The organism is Bradyrhizobium sp. PSBB068, from assembly GCA_016839165.1.
Lineage (GTDB): Bacteria > Pseudomonadota > Alphaproteobacteria > Rhizobiales > Xanthobacteraceae > Bradyrhizobium.
In genome coordinates, this window is record CP069300.1 from 4981023 (window position 1) to 4998552 (window position 17530).

A 17530-nucleotide genomic window follows, 5' to 3' on the forward strand; every position below is an offset into this window, starting at 1 on the left:
AGCCGCGTGCGCTGCCGACAATCTGAACATATCCGCAGGACGAGAGCGCAAAGGCCAAGCGCTCTTGGATCCCGAAACACCACTGGTCTATACCAGATATCCTTCGCTAAAACGAAGTGGCAGGACCCCGCGATGCTTGAATGCACCGGGGTCCATTCGTTTGCGCGGCGCATCCCCTTCATCACGTCGCATTGCGCGATCGCACTGGATCAGGAACAATTGTCCTGACGGGGTGAGGAACGCTGATGGAAAAGCCGAAGGTCAGGATCTACACCGACTACAAATCTCCTTACGCTTATGTCGCCAACAAGCGGCTGTTCGAGCTCGAGAACATCTGCGGCGTCGAACTGGAATGGCTGCCCTACACGCTGCGCATTCCCGAATTCATGGGCACGGTCGAAGGGCGCACGCCGCATTTCTGGCGCAAGGTGCGCTACTCCTACATGGATGCGCGGCGGTTCGCCAATGCGCAGGGACTGACCATGAAGGGCCCGCGCCGGATCTACGATGCCTTCTATTCAAGCGCCGGGATGCTGTTCGCGCAGCGCCATGGGCTGTTCCGGCCCTATCACGACACGGTTTTCCAGAGGTTCTGGAACCATGAACTGGAGATCGACGAATTGTCGGAGATTGCCGGCGTGATTGCCGCGATCGGCGGTTCTGCCGACGCGTTCGAGGCCTATGTCAACGGCCCTGCCCGCGCCGAGCACGATCGCATCATCGACGAGGCCGAAGCGCTCGGCGTGTTTGGCGTTCCCAGCATGGTGTTCAACGGGGAACTGTTCTGGGGCGGCGACCGCATCGACCTGCTGATCGAACGGATCAGAAATCCGGGATCGATCGCACTCGCGCTCGGGAGCAGACACCGAACTTAAGCTCACGCTGTTTTGAACCTGCGTGCCCTCCGCGGTCGATCAGCCTCCATCCAGGATGGCCCAACATCCGGTGCGTTCCAGCACGGGCTTCACCGCAATGCGATCGCCGGTATCGAGCGCGGCGAACTTCTCGCGCAACTGCAGCAGGCACTTCACCTGATACTTGAACGGCGCCAGCGCATAAGGCAGGCCCCAGACGTTGATCTCGAGGCGCTCAAGGCCCTTCGCGAACGCATCTGCATTGGCGGCCAGGAATGGCAGGTAGAGTTCGCCTGCGATCCGCAGCAACGCCTCGGCGAACCCGCCGAGCGCCTGCTCGCGCGAGTACCAACCGCCCTCGACGCCGGACGCGTCGTCGAGCCGTCGCACCCAGTGATCGGTGAGCGGCGCGCGTTCGCGCATGATGCGCATCGGGGTCGGGTCGGTCGCCATCTCGCTGAGCTGGCCAAACCAGGCGAAATCCGCCAGCGACGGCCGGTTGCCGAACAGATAGTTCGTCATGCCGACATGGGCCTCGAACGCTGCCAGCGTCCGCCGATAGCTCTCCTCGAGCAGCGGCCTGTTCTCATCCGTCGCGCCGAGAATGACCATGCGCGAGATCTGGCGCTGCCGGAACTCCTCGATCTCCTCGCGGCTGCCGGTCTCAGCTTCCGACGTCGACCATTCCTCACCGGCCCAGCGCGAGACGTAGGCCTGGTCTTCCGGGTCCCACCAGCGATAGAGAAACAACGGCTTCACCGCCCATTCATCGGCGAGGTCCTCGAGCAGATCGCAGACGAATGCGACGGCCTTGTCCTCGGGTATCACCGAGCGGCCCTGATGGCGCGCTTCCAGATCATAGGCGAGCGTCGTGGTCTCGCCGCGAAAGCTGCCGTCGGGATATTGCAGCACCGGGATCAGCATCGGTTTCAGATGCGCGGTGGCCGCGCGCAGCGCCTTGGTCATGATCACCCAGTCGTGCGGGATCCGCCGGTAGCGCATCAGTGCGCGCAGCTTGATCGCATAGGGCGACGCGGTCGAACCGATCAGGCGGTAGCGGCCTCCGGTCATGACGACGCCTCCGGAAATGCTGGATTGCCGTAGGGATAGTACCGCGTGAGATCGACATTCCTGTAAGGCAGCTTGTCGAGACGCGTGGTGCCGAGGAATGGCTGCTCCGGCTCGACCAGCAGGATCGTCTTGGCGAAGCCATTGTCGTCGAAGCCGCGCCGGAAGTGGACCCGCGACTTGATGGCCATCACGTCGAACGCACCGATGTCAGGCACCAGCGCCTTCAGCGAAAACGGCTCCATGATCTGCACCAGATAGGTGGACAGGATCAGCACATTGTTGCGGCCAAAGCGCACGCAGACCCAGAACTGTCCGTAGCCCTCGGCCGCCGCCGAGATGGTGCCCTGGATCCGTACCGGATCGCCAGCCGACTCGTCGGCGAGGCCGCCGATCTCCATGTCGAAGTTATCGCCGGCCTTGGCACCGGCAGCCTTTAGGCTCGCCGTCGCTTTGCCATCCGCGATGGTCGCAATCACTGTATTGGCGAGGTCCTGCGCGATGATCTCGCGTAGCAGCCAGGTCGCCGATCCCGAACGGTCGCTGTGATCGGCGAGCACCACCGGCGTGTTGCGGTCGGCCGTGGCCTGCTTCGCCAGCGCGACGCCCTTGGTGATGCTGTGGAGCTTCGTCGATTGCAGCAGGGCCTCACGCAGCCGCCAGATCGTGCCGGCGAGATCGCGCGCGATTTGCTCGGCGAGCTTCGGGTTGTCGTTGGTCAGGACCTGCACGGTCATGCCGACATCAGGAACATCGGCGAATGGAAAGCCGAAGAAGATGTTGACGTAGACATCGACCTCGCGGGCCTCCCACACCAGCGCGCGCTGCACGAGATCCATCCACGGGCGCGCCCCGGTCCATTGCAGAACGGTAGGTGAGATCACCGGAACCTTGATGGTCCTGTGCGCCGGCTTGTAGTCGCCGCGGATCGCCCGCACCAGCATGCGTGCCGCGCGCTCGCCCTGCAGATGCGCATCATAGTGCGGGAAATATTTGACGGCGAACGCCATGTCGGCCTGTTCGAGGAACGCCTCGTCCTCGTTGCCGTGAGGATCGAAGGTTGCGGCGATGAATGCCGAGCGGCCAACCACCTCGCGGACCTGTCGCGCCAGATCAGCCTCCGGCCGCGGCACGTCGCGCACCGCCATGGCGCCATGCAGGCACAGATAGACGCCGTCGAACGGCCCCTCCTCCTTGAGCCCGGCAATCATCTTGCCGGTAAAGGTCCGATAAGCCTCCTGGGTGATCCAGCCCGATCCGGTGTAGGTCTTGGGCCAGAGCGGCGATTCGATGCCGACCAGCTCGACCTCGGAGAACTCGCGCGCAACCTGCACGAAGCCGCCCATGTAGTTCTTGGGATCGAACTGCAGCAGCGCCTCGCCCTTGGCCGGCGAGCCTGGATAGATAAAGTCGTCGAGCGTGGTCTCGTTCGGCAGGAACGAGACGGTTTCGTGGGAAAAATGCAGGACGGCGATACGTATCTTGCGATCGCTCATTTTGATGCGCCTCGGCTGTTTTCCGCAGTGTGGCATCGATGGCGCCGCGCGCCAATCCGCATTCGGTTTTTGCCCGCCAGACCTGCAAATAAGCAGACGCGTCACGGCTTGCCGCCGCGCCGATTCTGCTAAGGTCCCGCCAAATAGTCGGGCCCCTGCCTCGCAGACATCTCAAGGAGAGAACGCCATGAATCCCCCCGTCAGCTCGCCCGCGATCAAGGTCGTGAAATCCGTTCGCGAGCAGGTGAGCGCCGAGGAGTGGCAGGCCCGCGTCGATCTGGCCGCCTGCTATCGGCTCACGGCGATGTACGGCATGACCGAGATGATCGCAAACCACATCTCCTGCCGCGTGCCCGGCACCACCGACCAGTTCCTGATCAATGCCTACGGCATGCTGTATGAGGAGATCGACGCCTCCAGCCTGATCAAGGTCGACGTCGAGGGCAACACGCTGCTCAACGCCACCGACTATGACGTCAACGTTGCCGGCTTCGTCATTCACAGCGCGATCCACATGGCCAAGCACGACATGGACTGCGTTGCGCACACCCATACGCCGGCCGGCATGGCAGTCTCCGCAATGGAATGCGGCCTGCTGCCGCTGGCGCAGACCTCGATGCGCTTCCTGCACATCGCCTATCACGACTTCGAAGGCATCGCCGACAATGTCGACGAACGCGAGCGGCTGGTCCGCGACCTCGGCGACAACGAAGCGATGATCCTACGCAATCACGGTCTCCTGGTGGTCGGCCGCACCGTACCCGCCGCCTTCAACGTGCTGTTCCGCCTCGAGCGCGCCTGCCAGACCCAGGTGATGGCGTTGTCCTGCAACACCAAGCTGATCTATCCGCCGCAAAACATCCTCGAAGACACCTATGAGCGGATGCTGCCGAAGCCCGGCCGCGCTGCACGTAACGGCGAACTCGCTTGGCCGGCGCTGCTGCGCAAGCTGGATCGGGCCGATCCTTCGTATCGGGATTGAGGCGGTTGAAGACGAAGGGCGATGTTGAATAACCCTGTCGTCCCGGCGAAGGCCGGGACCCATACGCCGCAGCAGCCGTTGTAGGCGGGACCCGGCGTTCCAGCATCAGGTGACAATTTGCATTTGGGGTAATGGGTCCCAGCCTTCGCCGGGACGGCTGCGAGCATGTGGCGCGGCCTGCGAGTCATACGCCCGCTTTCTCGCAGCATCGCCGTACCGGCTCACAGCTCGGCAGCCAGCTGGGCCACCTGGTTTCGCAACCAGGCATGGGCCGGATCGTGGTCGTAGGAGGCGTGCCACAGCAACGTCACCGGCATCTCGCTCAGCTCCACCGGAGGCGGGCTGAGGCTGAGCCCGAGTTCGGCCGAGAACCGCGTGGCCAGCCGTGCCCCCATCGTGACGATAACAGGCGCCTGCGCCACCAGATGCGGAACGGTGAGAAAACGCGGCGTGGTCAGCGCAACGGTGCGCCGCAGGCCGAGCTTGTCGAGCGCCTCGTCCACGATCCCGCGCACGGTGCGGGCAGGCCGCAAGCTGGTCAGCACGTGAGGCAGCCTTACGTAGTCCTCGAGCGAGATCGGCGACGTGATACCGGTTTTCTCTGCATTGAACATGCACACGAAGCGCTCGGTCAGCAGCGTGCGTTGCTTGTGATGCAATTGTCCCTGCGGGAGCGGCCCATGGGCGACTGCGAGATCCAGCTCGTCGGCGTCGAGGTCATCGAGCAGCCGGGACGCGTCGACGTTGTGAATCCGGAAGTGAACGCCAGGTGCGATCTCGCGCATGCGCGCCAGCAGCGCGGGCATGATCAGGATTTCCATACTGTCCGATAGTCCAAGCCTGAAGGTCCGCACCGCCGTGGCCGGCTCGAAAGTCTGATCGCGCAACACCACGGCCTCGACCTGCGCCAGCGCGCTCCGCACTGGCTCGCGCAGGATTACAGCACGCGGCGTCAGACGCATGCCATCGGCCCCACGCGTGAGAAGCTCGTCACCGAACAGCTCGCGCAAGCGGGCAAGGTTGTGGCTCATCGCGGATTGCCCAATGCCGACGCAGGCCGCAGCCTTGGTCACGCTCCGTTCGGTCAGCAGCGCATCAAGATGAACCAGCAGATTCAAGTCGATACGACCTAGATTAGCGATATCGATGGCCATTATCGATCCCATCTGTTTGATCGATGATCATAGCCTGACCATGTCCTCCGACAAGGGAGCCGTCGGGCAACCGCCCGCCGCCCAAGTCCACACCCAAGCCAACGGAGGATCCCATGTCGATCCGCAGCACAGTCCTCGCCGCCGCGTTCACCCTGGCCTCGCTGGGAGCCGTGCACGCAAGCTCGCTCAAGCCGATCGAAGGCCACAGCGTCCATCTCGGCGATCTCGCAGGCGTCGTCTACTACACCGTCGAGCCCGACGGATATCGCGTGGTGACCACCCTCGCGCAGGGCGAGGCCGGGACGCCGGTCCGCTTCGTATCAGTGCTGGCGCCCGGTCAGCGTGCCCTGCTCTCGACGCCGAACGAGAGAGGCGCGCTGGAGATCAGCCGGAACGGCGAAGGCTTGACCGTCCGCACGTCAGGCCCGGTCTCCAACTAGTTCCGACACCGCCACCCGTCTTTCCGTCACTTGTGCAGGAACCACAGATGTCGACGATCCGCCTTCATCGAACAACCAGCCTGACAGCCGAGCAGTACGTCGCCGGCCTCACCGACTTCGGCCCGGGCCGCTCCAAACTCTTCAGCAACAGCGCCGACGCCTATCTCAAGGTGCATCATCGCGGCCCTTCGGCCGCCGACGTGACGGAAGGCTCGGGCGGCATCTGGGAACGTCTGCGCTACGACTGGTCCGATCCCAACCATGTCATCCTGACGACGACCGACTCCAATGTATGGGGCGGCGCGTCCGGCCACACCTACAACTTCACGCGCCGGCCCGATGGCACCACCGACATCGAAGTGGTCGTGGTGCGCGACGGCAAGAACCTCAGGGGATGGCTGCTCGGCCTCGTGCTCCGCACCGTCGGCAGAAGCGTGCTGGAGAAGGCGTTCGAAAACTCCGTCAAAGCCATCGAGCAGCGACACGCGGATGCGCTTCGACGGAGCGGGATTGCCGCCGCCTAGCGCAGAGCATTGGAAGAATTGCACCGAGATCAATGTTTCTATTGTACCGATCTTTGTGTCGGATCATACCTAAGCTCATTGGACGGATTGCACCGGGCCGAGCCCGCGCAAGCCAAGATGGAGGCAAGTGCAATGGATCTGAATTATCTCGACACCTTCCTGGCATTCCTCGGAATGACCTTCGGACTGGTCTCCGTGCTGCCCGGCCTGTTCTTCCAACCCAAGGCCGAGGCGCGCAGGACGACAAGGCTGGCCTCGCGGCGCGACTGAACGACGACCGGCCGGCGCCATGCACGCCGACAGACACAGATCGACGTCAGAGTAACAAGGACCGCTCCATGTCGACGCACAGCGCGCATCTCGTCACCGAGAGCCGGCACGAACCGCGGCCTTACTGCGACTTCTGGCAGGGCCGCGGCCCGACAAAACTGCTGTCGTCTTCGATCGATCGAGGCTGGTCGGGCCTGTCGGCGGAGGTGCGGGCGCATGGCAAGAGCGTGGTCCCGTGGACCGGGACGCAATCCGACACGGAGATATGTGTCGATGTCCACGGCAATGGATTTCCGGTCACGCGTCAGGCTAGCGGCGTGTCGGATCGAACCATCACCCGCCGCGATACGATTTGGCTCACGCCCGCGCGCTGGCGGGAAGGCTCCATCGATATCGGCGGCGACCTGCCGGAGATCGCTCACATCTACCTTCCGCCAAGCCAGTTCTCCCCAGGCAAGCTCGGCGTCGAGGTCGACGCTTCGGTACTCGGCGCGTTGCGATACGACAGCGCCTTCGAGGATCCCCTGCTGGGTGAGATGGCACGCGCCATCGCATCGGAGCTGCGGAGCGAAACCTCCGCCGGCAAGCTGCTGGTGGAATCATTAGCAAGCGGCATGGCGATACGGCTTGTTCAAAAGTACACCAGCAGTTCGGCCGCACGGTCCGCCGCCGCCTCGGCACGAGAAGGGCTGGACCGGCGTCGGCTTTTCCGCGTGCTGGACTACATCGAAGCAAACCTCGAAGGCAATCTCACGCTCGATCGCATGGCATCGATTGCCTTTCTCAGTCGATTTCACTTCGCTCGCGGCTTCAAACAGGCCGTCGGCCAACCTCCTCACCGTTACGTTGCCGCACGACGGCTCGAGCGTGCGAAAGCCCTTCTGATCCAGGGCGATCGGCCACTGGTGGACATTGCGCTGGCGCTCGGCTTCTCCAGCCAGGCCAATTTCAACCGCGCGTTCAAGCAGGCGGCCGGCGTAGCGCCGGGCCAGTATCGCCGCGGGTCCGGATCGCAGCCGGCGTTGTCGCTGGCCGACATTCGGAACGCGATTCCGATCCTGGCGTAATGCTGACGGTCGCGCTCTCCGCGACCTTCAGCAACCTATAAAAAACGACGGCATTCGACACAAAGCGATCGGCCGCACACCTCGATATTCTCATCTGCAGCAAGGAGCGAGGCGCGCACGCGGCAGCAGCGATGCGCGCGCCATCGTGCTCGCTTGCGCATCGGCATAGGAGATGTGCAGCCATGGACCTGATCCATTTTCGATCGTTCACCATGCTCGTGAGCGCGGGCCTCAGCATGGTGTCGCTCCTGATCCACAGATTGACCGAGCGCTTCGAACTTCGTCGACAGCAAGCAACGACAACATCACGGCAATCTAGGCGAAACAATGGGAGGCCGGACTCCCCATAATTCGGGTCAGGCCGGAAAGCCGCACATCCAGCGAATGCCAGGAGGCCCGCGTGCCCAGCGTTGCACCTACTCACGAGCTCGATGACCAGACGCTGCTGCGTGCACTCACGCACCGCATCCACGGCGACCTCGTCTCGTCGATCAACACGGTCTCCGCCGCAGTGCTGCGCACGGACAACCCTGCCGTCAAGCGCGCACTTGCCGGCGTCATCGAACTGCTCCAGCAGCATGCGAGCGTTCATCGCGCACTGGCGATGCCGGACCGCGACCGATTGGTGGACGCCGCCGAATCGATCCGCAAGCTCGCTCTCGGCCTCAGCCGATCCTCGCTGGAGCCGATCGGGATTCGTCTCGCGCTGAGCGCCGACAGCCTGCCACTCGAGGCGGAGCGCTGCTGGCGCCTCGCCCTCGTTGTCCGTGAGCTCGTGACCAATGCCGCGCAACATGCGCATTTCGAAGGCCGGGAGGGAGCGATCAAGATCAGGCTCTCCGTCGTCGGAACGGTCGTCAATTGCATCGTCGCGGACAATGGCTCGCACTCGGAGCGCTTGCGGTCGGGGCGCGGTCTGAAGATGGTCAGCGATCTGGCCCGCGGCCTCGGCGGCCGGATCGAGTATGGCTTCGGTCCGCAGTTCTCGTCGTTCCTCGTCGTGTTTCCGCTCGGCGCACGCGAACTGCGCGCCAACCGCGTCGTCGCGCGGCGGCGCCTGCACAGCCTACGTCAAGCAGTGCCACCGCGAATGCGGCCGCGATCGGCGCGCGCCCCTGTTGTTGCCGTGCCGGACGGCCTGCGCAGCGATGTCCCCGCCACGACGGAAGCTGCACTGGAGCCGCCATGAAGAGCATCTTCAGCCTCCTTCTGTTCGCGACCGGCGCGCTTTGCTTTGCGATGTTCCTGGCAACGCTGCGGCCGGAACCCACCGGACGCCCCACACGCGTCGCCAGTGCTTTCACGCGAATTCTCATCTCAGTCGAAGCCAACAATGCACAAGGAGAGAGCCATGACCACCAGCACAACTGACGAAATCATCGACCTGCGTCGCCGCCGAATTTTGAGCACCGCCGCGATGGGGGTCGCCGCCTTCGGCGCGGCAACCGTGCTTCCACCGGGAATCCGCACCGCGGCTGCCGGCGAGGCCGTCCGTCCCTTCCGCATCGATGTACCAGAAGAGCTGCTGATCGACCTGCGCCGGCGTGTTGCCGCGACGCGATGGCCCGACAAAGAGACCGTCGCCGATCCATCTCAGGGCGTGCAGCTCAAGACGGTGCAGCAGCTCGCTCAATATTGGCAGAACGGCTACAGCTGGAGAAACGTCGAGGCGCGGCTCAACGGCCTTCCGCAGTTCATCACCGAGATCGACGGACTCGACGTTCACTTCATTCACGTTCGCTCCAGGCATCCGAACGCGCTGCCGATGATCGTGACGCACGGCTGGCCGGGCTCGATCATCGAGCAGATCAAGATCATCGATCCGCTGACCAACCCGACCGCACATGGTGGCAGCGCCGCGGATGCGTTCGACCTCGTGATTCCGTCGCTGCCGGGTCACGGCTTCTCCGGAAAGCCGACTGCACCGGGCTGGACCCCGGTTCGTATCGCGCGGGCCTGGACCACCCTGATGCGGCGCCTTGGCTACAAGCAGTTCGTGGCGCAGGGTGGTGATTGGGGCAACGCCGTCTCCGAGACGCTCGCCTTGCAGGAGCCGGTCGAGCTGCTCGGCATTCACACGAACATGCCGGCCACCGTGCCGGCCGACGTCTCAAGGGCGCTGGCGTTCAATTCGGCGCCGCCGGCCACTCTCACGACCGACGAGCGCCGTGCCTGGGATCAGCTGCGCCTCTTCTACGACAAGGGCCTCGGCTACGCGATCGAGATGGCCAATCGCCCGCAGACCCTGTACGGGCTCGTCGATTCGCCGGTCGGCCTCGCGGCTTGGATGCTCGATCACGACGCGCGCAGCCAGGAGATGATCGCCCGCGTCTTCGACGGCGAGACGGAAGGGCTGTCGCGCGACGACGTGCTCGACAACGCCACGCTGTATTGGCTGACCAACACCGCGATCTCCTCGGCTCGGCTCTACTGGGACACCCATCAGGTATCGACGGGCGGCTTCTTCGATGTGCGCGGCGTCAAGATCCCGGTCGCCGTCAGCGCATTCCCTGACGAAATCTACACGGCACCCCGGAGCTGGGCGGAGCAGGCCTATCCGAAGCTGATCCACTACAACAAGCTCGACAAGGGCGGGCACTTCGCGGCGTGGGAGCAGCCCGAGCTGTTTGTCGCCGAAATGCGCACCGCCTTCCGCCCGCTGCGCAACGCCTAGTCATGCAACCGGCGGTGCGCGCGAATGTGCGCACCGCCATTCCTGTCGGACTTACGATGGACCAGTCGCATTCATTTCTGTCGCGGCATTCCGCTTCCGTCTTCGCGGTGCGGACGTTTGCCGCGGCCATGGTGGCGCTCTCGATTGCGCTGCTGCTTGACATGCCACGCCCCTACTGGGCGATGGCGTCCGTCTACATCACCTCCAACCAGCTGACAGGAGCGACGTCGTCGAAGGCGGTCTACCGCGCGCTGGGAACGCTGATCGGCGCCACTGGGACGATCGTGCTGATCCCGAATCTCGTCAACGCACCTGGGCTGCTCAGCCTTGCCATCGCACTGTGGGTCGGCATGTTCCTGTACTTCTCGCTGATCGACGGCACCCCGCGCAGTTACATGCTCCTGCTGTCCGGCTACACCGTCGCCCTGCTCGGCTTCCCGATCCTTTCGACGCCCGAATCGACATTCGACATCGTCGCCGCTCGCGTGCAGGAAATCCTGCTCGGCATCGCCTGCGCGAGCATCGCATCAAGGATCGTGCTGCCGAGCACCGTCGCCGACACGATCGCGGCGCGCGCGGACGCCTGGCTCGCCAACACGCGCCGGCTCACGGTGGACGTCTTCACCGGCCAGGGCAGCGACCAGGAGCACGATGGCGAACGCATGCGGCTTGCCGCTGCCGCCGCCGAGATCGACCAGTTGAGCCGGCATCTCGGCTTCGAGACCGTGACATCGGCGAACACCGCGCGCGGCCTCGAGCTGCTCCGCCAACCGATGCTGTTACTGCACCCGCTGCTGGCGTCGATCGAGGCCCGGCGGAACGCGCTCAACGCTCACGGCGGTGTGCCAGCGGCCATCGCCGATGTCATCCAGAGGATCGCAGGCTGGCTCGCGAACGGCGACCAGGACGGACGACAGGCCGACGGATTGCGTGCAACACTTGGTGACGTCGCACCACAACTCGGCGCCGACGCGGGCTGGATCGATATCTCGGCGGCCGGCCTCGCCCTTCGATTGCGCAACCTCGTCGACCTCATGCGGGATTGCCGCCTGCTGCACGAGGCGATCGCCGATGGCCGCGATCCGGGCTCGCTTGCGCTCGCCGTGACGCTCGATCCTGCGGCACCGGCCGCCCGGCACCGCGACCACGGGCTTGCGCTATGGGCCGCCGCGGCAACCACGCTGTCCGTTCTCGCCTGCTGCACATTCTGGATCGCGACCGGCTGGACCGATGGCGCATCGGCGGCTCTGTTTGCAGCCCTCGTAGGGTCGTTTCTCGCCGGCCTGGACGATCCGTTGCCGGCTTTTCGCAGGTTCTTCGGCGTGATCCTGGTCGTCATCGCCGTCACCGGCATATATGCATTTGGCATTCTGCCGCGCGTCACCACGTTCGAGCTGCTGGTCGTCGCACTCGCGCCGACCTTCCTGCTGTTCGGCTGGATGACGGCGCGGCCGGCGACCGGGTCCGCTGGCTCCTGGCTTGCCATCTTCACGTCGGTGCAGCTTGCATTGCAGTCATCCTACTCGGCTGATTTCGGCTCGTTCGCCAACGCCAGCCTGTCGCTCGTGGTGGGCGTCGCGCTCACGGCCGCGACGTGCGGCATCGTTCGCACGCTGGGCGCGGCTTGGATCGCGAGCCGCCTGGTGCGAAGCAACTGGCGCACGCTTGCTGCCGTGGCCGCGCGCAGCGCGCCGCGCGATCGCGCCGTGATCGGCGGTCTGATACAGCATCGTCTCGCCCTGCTTGCGGCTCGTATCGCCGTGGTGCCGGCAGAGGCGCAGAGTGACGCCGCCAACCTTCTGCAGTTGCGGACGGCGCTGAACGTCATCGACGTCAGGCACGCGAGCCTCGGTCTGTCACGCGCTGCCGTCGCCGGCATCGACGCGCTGTTCGACCGTCTTGCATCGGCTGCCCGGAACCACACGGCCGGGCGGCTGCCGGATGAGCTGGTCGGCCGGCTCGACAACGCGATCGCGTCGACGTTGCGGGAGCCCGCGAGCAAGAGTCGTAACGACGCGCTGATCGGCCTTGCCGGAATCCGCGCCGGCTTGTTTCCCGGCGCCAGGTCCTATCAGCCGCGCTTGTCAAATCAAGAGGGTATCGCGGCATGAGATACGAGTTCGACCTGTTTGGCGTGATCGTTCCAAGCTTCCTGCTGTGGGGCGTCGTCGCATACATGCTCACGCGCGTGGCGAGCACACTGTTCGCACAGGCTGGTCTCTATCGCCACGTCTGGCACGGCGCGCTGTTCAATTTCGCGCTTTACGTCTGTCTGGTCGCCGGCCTGATCTTCATCTCCAGGGAGTTGATCTCATGAAATCCGTTCTCAACGCGCTGCGTCGCGTCTCACCCACCACACTCGTGGTTCTGGTCGCGGTCTGGGCCGGCTACAAGCTCTGGGATTACTACATGAACGAGCCCTGGACGCGCGACGGCCATGTGCGGGCTGACGTCGTTCCGGTTGCCCCCGACGTATCCGGCTTCGTCACCGACGTGCTCGTCAAGGACAACCAACCGGTCCAGCGCGGCGACGTGCTGTTCCGGATCGACCGAGCGCGTTACGAGATCGCACTGAAGCAGGCCGAGGCGGTGCTGCTGGGCAAGGGCGCCCAACTCGATGAGGCCAACGCGGACCTGAAGCGCTACAGCGCGCTGACGCCCGACGTGGTCGTTTCCAAGCAACGCCTGGATCAAGTGATCGCCGCCCAGGGCGAGGCGCAAGCCGCCCATGACCGGGCCGTCGCCGACCTCGATCTGGCCAAGCTCAATCTCGAGCGCAGCGAGGTGCGTGCCGCCGTCAGCGGCGTCGTCACCAACAACGAGCTGCGTCCGGGGACCTATCTCACCACCGGCAAGGGCGTCATGGCGCTGCTCGATTCCGACACGCTGCGCGTCGAGGGCTATTTCGAGGAGATCAAGCTGCCACGCATCCATCTCGGCGACGCCGTCAGTGTTCGACTGCTGGGTAGTGACCACGTGCTGCACGGGAGGGTAGACAGCGTCGCGGCCGGCATCGAGGATCGCGATCGCAGCGCCGGCGCGACCTTGTTGGCCAACGTCAATCCCACCTTCAACTGGGTGCGGTTGGCGCAACGCGTTCCGGTCCGGATCGCGCTCGATCCCGCCGCGCGAAGCCAGCTCGTTGCGGGAGCCACCGCGACCGTCGAGGTGCTCGGATCTCCATTGCACGGCGACCCGCGCGAGGCGCGGGGCGAGCACGGCGCCTCGCGCCCGAGCTTATGCCGGGCGGTGCAGGCCGCCTTCCGAGTTCCGCCGCGATGTGGCTGATCGCACGCCACTTGCGGCCTCGCAGCGCGCACGTCGGCTGCCAAGTTGAATGGTGCGCTCCAGCGCCGCGGCGAAGCCGTTGAGCGGGACAATGAAGACAACCGCCTGGCCAGTGTTGATGTTCTGCGCTGCGACCGTTACGTCCGGCAACCGATTATCCATGTTGTGGGCATATTTCCCACATACGCGAGGTACATGTACTTAGAGAGCCGCGGGCGTGCAAGAGCTTATCCTCGCGCGATTTGCCCAGGGGGCGCGTCTTCAACTAAGGTCGCCGGATGGACATGCTCGTCAAGCTCTACGCCCTGCCCGACTCCCGGCCCGCCTACGATCGGCTGCAGCAGGCCGGAATTGTGATGCGCCGTGCGCTCGCCCCCGAGAAGCACAAGGTCACAGCCTGGGTGCGGGAGACCTTCAGTGAGGCTTGGGCCAGCGAAACCGAGGTCGCGTTCAGCCGCCAGCCGGTTTCCTGCTTTATCGCGATCCAGCAAAAGGCGATCATGGGATTCGCCTGCTACGACGCGGCCTGTCGCAACTTCTTCGGTCCGACCGGTGTCGCACCGAAGTCGCAGCAGAACGGGATCGGCAAGGCGCTGCTGTTCGCCTGTCTCGAGGACATGAGGCACCAGGGCTTCGGCTACGCCATCGTCGGCGGCGTCGGACCGGCGGACTTCTATGCGAAAGCCGTCGGCGCGGTGGCCATCGACGACTCCGCGCCGGGGATCTATCGGGGACTGCTGTAATTCACATGATCGCGGGTCTCGCTTCGCCCGACCCGACCTACCAGCCTCATCAGAAGAAAACCCTGCCTTCGCGAATTCAGGACGGAACCTGAAATCCGTTCAATCGCAATCCCTTACATACAAGCAAAAGTTGCACGCCGCTCGACACCACCCCGGACCGGATGCACGCCGCGCGCTGCGCGTTTATGAATCCACCCCTCAGATCGAGGCAGCACAAATATTTGGTGCCGGTCGCCATTGACCCGACACGAGGACCTTGCGCTTGACGTGCTGCCGATGGTCAACTCGCTGATCGGAATGCTTCTGCATCGTTGGGGAAACATGATGTTCAAGATGATTGCGATCGCGGCCGGCCTGGGTCTCGCACTCGCCGCCACGGCGGCGGCCGAGACGCCGCGCAAGGGCGGCACCATTCGCATGACGGCGCCCTATGGCTCCAGCTTCACCAGCATGGACATCCACACGACACCCCGCGCGCAGGACGAAATCTACGCCAAGGGCCTGCACCGATCGCTCTACATCTGGGACTCGACCGAGGGCAAGCCGGTCCTGGAACTTGCCAAGGAGGTCGTCGTCTCGGGCGGGGGCCTCGTCCACACCTTCAAGCTGCGCGACGACGCCTATTTCCACAACGGCCGCAAGATGACGGCGGACGACGTCATCTGGTCCTATAATCGCATCATGGACGGCACCAAGGCCTATCCCGGCGCCCGCTTCGTCCGCATCATCGAGGGCGCGGCCGAGGTCGAGAAGGGCCAGGCCAAGGAGATCTCCGGCCTGAAGAAAGTCGACGACTTCACCCTCGAAATGAAGCTGACAGAGAAAGTCGATCCGGCCTTCTATTTCTTCACCGCGCTGACCTCGATCTATCCCGCCGACGAGGGCGGCAAGGAAAGCTTCCTCCAGAAGCCGATCGGTCTTGGTCCGTTCAAGTTTGTCGAGCACGTGCCGGGATCGCGCATCGTGCTGGAACGCTGGGACCGTTTCTACAAGCCCGGCAAGCCCTATGCCGACAAGCTCGTGATCTCGCTGATGGGCGAAGCCGCGGCCCGCGACGTCGCCTTCCGCAACAAGGAGATCGACACCTCGGTGCTGGGGCCGGCACAGTATGTCGCCTATCAGGCCGACCCCGACCTCAAGGGCACCATCGTCGAGGTCGCCGAGGTCTTCACGCGCTATATGGGGATGAATCCGGCGTTCAAGCCGTTCGCCGACAAGCGGGTTCGGCAGGCTGTCAACTACGCGATCGATGCCAATCTGATCATCAGCAAGCTGGTCAAGGGCAAGGCCTATCGCGCCACGAGCTGGCTGCCTTTGACCTCGCCCGCCTACGACAAGGCCATGAAGCCCTACCCCTACGATCCCGCGAAGGCGAAGCAATTGCTCGCAGATGCGGGTTATCCCACGGGCTTTGAGTTCGAATGGACCACCAGCCAAAATGAAAGCTGGGGGCTGCCGATCGTCGAAGCCGCGATCCCGATGCTGGACAAGGTGGGCATCAAGGTGAAGGTCAAGCAGGTCGAGACCGCGGTGCTGGCGGAGGTCATCCGCAAGGGCGACTTCCAGGCCTTCATCTATTCCCAGGCGACCGGTCCGGATCCGCAGGCCGCGTTGAAATGCTTCCACTCGGCGACGCCGCAATCGGCCTGCAACTATGCGAACTTCAAGAACGCGGAGTTCGACAAGACGATCGATGAAGCCGGGCAGACCGACGACGCCGAAAAACGCGTGCAGCTGCTGCAAAAGGCCAATGCGCTGCTTTTCGACGAAGCGCCGATCTGGTTCTTCAACTACAACAAGGCCGTCATGGCGGTGCAGCCCTGGCTCAAGGGAATTCAGCTGGACGCAACCGAACTGACCCATCAAAACGTCGAAGACCTCTGGGTCGACGAGACCTCACCCGCGAAGTGACAGGTGCCGTGCTCCTCCATCGCGACAAACGATCGAGGGAGTGAGGAAAGCGTCCCATGCTGTCGTTCGCGATCCGTCGGGTCCTGCAAACCATTCCGACCGTGCTGGCCGTCGTGCTGCTGATCTTCGTGCTGTTCAGCGTCGTTCCGGGCAGCATCGTGTCGAGCATGGGCGACGATGGTCGAGGTCCGACGGACCCGCAAGTCGTGGAACGCATGAAGAAACAGCTCGGCCTCGACGATCCCGTTTACGTGCGTTTCGGCGCCTATATCGCCAAGCTCGCGACCGGTGATTTCGGGACCTCGTTCCGGACCCGCGAGCCGGTCACGATCATGATCGCCAAACGGATGTGGCCGACGCTGCAACTGATATTCGCAGCCCTGGCATTCGCCGTTGTGGTCGGCGTACCGCTCGGCTTCATCGCGGCGCTGAAGCCAGGCAGCCTCGTCGACACGCTCTCGATGGTGCTGGCGGTGTCCGGCCTCTCGATGGCCAAATTCTGGCTCGGGTTATTGCTGATGTATCTGTTCGCATTGAAGCTCGGCTGGCTGCCGAGCTTCGGCTATGGCGATGGCGGGCTCAAATTTCTGCTGCTGCTGCCTGCCGTGACCCTCGGCGTCTCGCCGATGGCGCTGCTGGCGCGAACGACCCGTGCCGCGGTGCTCGAGATCATGACTGCGGATTTTGTCCGCACCGCGCGCTCGAAGGGCATGAGCGAGACCCGGGTCGTGACCTGGCACGTGATGCGCAACGCCCTCGTCATCATTCTGACGGCGATCGGCCTGCAATTCGGGGTGGTGATGGGCCAGGCGGTGGTCGTCGAGAAATTGTTTTCCTGGCCGGGCATCGGCTCGTTGCTGGTCGACAGCGTGCTGCAGCGTGACATTCCTACCGTACAGGGCACCATTCTCGTGGTGGTGCTGTTCTTTCTCGCCGTCAACACGCTGGTTGACCTGCTCTACGGCGTGATCGATCCCAGGATCCGATACGCATGAGCGGCAGCCGGTTTCATTGTGCCCGTGCACGATCGGCCGTGCAGGCCGCCACCGCGGAGCGGCC

General features: G+C 64.1%; 18 protein-coding genes. 15 read left to right on the top strand and 3 right to left on the bottom strand.

The features are described 5' to 3' along the window. Nucleotides 1-245 precede the first annotated feature (245 nt). Entirely contained in the window at nucleotides 246-875 is a 630-nt protein-coding gene (locus JQ507_23325) for a DsbA family protein (protein ID QRI67879.1), read from the top strand. Between the two features lie 39 nt (nucleotides 876-914). On the opposite strand, the gene JQ507_23330 is transcribed toward JQ507_23325, so the two are convergent. Beyond that, entirely contained in the window at nucleotides 915-1925 is a 1011-nt protein-coding gene (locus JQ507_23330) for a glutathione S-transferase (GenBank protein QRI67880.1), read from the bottom strand. After that, entirely contained in the window at nucleotides 1922-3418 is a 1497-nt protein-coding gene (locus tag JQ507_23335) for a M81 family metallopeptidase (GenBank protein ID QRI67881.1), read from the bottom strand. The genes JQ507_23330 and JQ507_23335 overlap by 4 nt, the downstream gene beginning before the upstream one ends. Before the next feature lie 187 nt (nucleotides 3419-3605). On the opposite strand from JQ507_23335, the gene JQ507_23340 reads away from it, so the two are divergent. After that, complete coding sequence (locus tag JQ507_23340; protein ID QRI67882.1) at nucleotides 3606-4400, top strand: class II aldolase/adducin family protein; 795 nt, start codon at nucleotides 3606-3608, stop codon at nucleotides 4398-4400. 221 nt (nucleotides 4401-4621) lie between these two features. Here JQ507_23340 and JQ507_23345 read toward each other — a convergent pair whose 3' ends face one another. After that, nucleotides 4622-5554, bottom strand: a complete 933-nt coding sequence (locus tag JQ507_23345) for a LysR family transcriptional regulator (protein ID QRI67883.1) — start codon at nucleotides 5552-5554, stop codon at nucleotides 4622-4624. Between the two features lie 113 nt (nucleotides 5555-5667). Between JQ507_23345 and JQ507_23350 the strand changes: the two genes are divergently transcribed. The 13 genes from JQ507_23350 (at nucleotide 5668) to JQ507_23410 (ending at nucleotide 17466) form a co-directional block, all read left to right on the top strand. After that, nucleotides 5668-5994, top strand: a complete 327-nt coding sequence (locus JQ507_23350) for a hypothetical protein (GenBank protein ID QRI67884.1) — start codon at nucleotides 5668-5670, stop codon at nucleotides 5992-5994. Between the two features lie 47 nt (nucleotides 5995-6041). After that, nucleotides 6042-6518 (top strand): hypothetical protein, encoded by a 477-nt coding sequence (locus JQ507_23355; GenBank protein QRI67885.1) that lies wholly within the window; start codon nucleotides 6042-6044, stop codon nucleotides 6516-6518. 132 nt (nucleotides 6519-6650) lie between these two features. Then, a complete protein-coding gene (locus JQ507_23360) occupies nucleotides 6651-6788 on the top strand; it encodes a hypothetical protein (GenBank protein QRI67886.1) in 138 nt (45 codons plus the stop codon). Between the two features lie 68 nt (nucleotides 6789-6856). Beyond that, entirely contained in the window at nucleotides 6857-7855 is a 999-nt protein-coding gene (locus tag JQ507_23365; protein QRI67887.1) for a helix-turn-helix transcriptional regulator, read from the top strand. Nucleotides 7856-8255: 400 nt separating this feature from the next. Then, the gene (locus tag JQ507_23370; protein QRI67888.1) at nucleotides 8256-9044 is read left to right on the top strand and encodes a sensor histidine kinase; all 789 of its coding nucleotides are present in this window, start codon (nucleotides 8256-8258) and stop codon (nucleotides 9042-9044) included. After that, a complete protein-coding gene (locus JQ507_23375; GenBank protein ID QRI67889.1) occupies nucleotides 9041-9226 on the top strand; it encodes a hypothetical protein in 186 nt (61 codons plus the stop codon). Before JQ507_23370 ends, JQ507_23375 begins: the two co-directional genes overlap by 4 nt. After that, entirely contained in the window at nucleotides 9207-10529 is a 1323-nt protein-coding gene (locus tag JQ507_23380; protein ID QRI67890.1) for an alpha/beta fold hydrolase, read from the top strand. Before JQ507_23375 ends, JQ507_23380 begins: the two co-directional genes overlap by 20 nt. Before the next feature lie 56 nt (nucleotides 10530-10585). Then, on the top strand, nucleotides 10586-12640 hold the full coding sequence (locus tag JQ507_23385) for an FUSC family protein (GenBank protein QRI67891.1): 2055 nt from the start codon (nucleotides 10586-10588) through the stop codon (nucleotides 12638-12640). After that, nucleotides 12637-12846, top strand: a complete 210-nt coding sequence (locus tag JQ507_23390; protein QRI67892.1) for a DUF1656 domain-containing protein — start codon at nucleotides 12637-12639, stop codon at nucleotides 12844-12846. Before JQ507_23385 ends, JQ507_23390 begins: the two co-directional genes overlap by 4 nt. Then, a complete protein-coding gene (locus JQ507_23395; GenBank protein ID QRI67893.1) occupies nucleotides 12843-13817 on the top strand; it encodes an HlyD family secretion protein in 975 nt (324 codons plus the stop codon). Before JQ507_23390 ends, JQ507_23395 begins: the two co-directional genes overlap by 4 nt. 278 nt (nucleotides 13818-14095) lie before the next feature. Then, nucleotides 14096-14560: a GNAT family N-acetyltransferase gene (locus tag JQ507_23400; GenBank protein QRI67894.1), complete on the top strand. Its 465-nt coding sequence runs from the start codon at nucleotides 14096-14098 to the stop codon at nucleotides 14558-14560. 324 nt (nucleotides 14561-14884) lie between these two features. Continuing rightward, nucleotides 14885-16471 carry an ABC transporter substrate-binding protein gene (locus JQ507_23405; protein ID QRI67895.1) on the top strand — a complete coding sequence of 529 codons (1587 nt, stop codon included), beginning with the start codon at nucleotides 14885-14887 and terminating at the stop codon, nucleotides 16469-16471. Nucleotides 16472-16527: 56 nt separating this feature from the next. Continuing rightward, nucleotides 16528-17466 (top strand): ABC transporter permease, encoded by a 939-nt coding sequence (locus tag JQ507_23410; protein ID QRI67896.1) that lies wholly within the window; start codon nucleotides 16528-16530, stop codon nucleotides 17464-17466. Nucleotides 17467-17530: the final 64 nt, after the last annotated feature.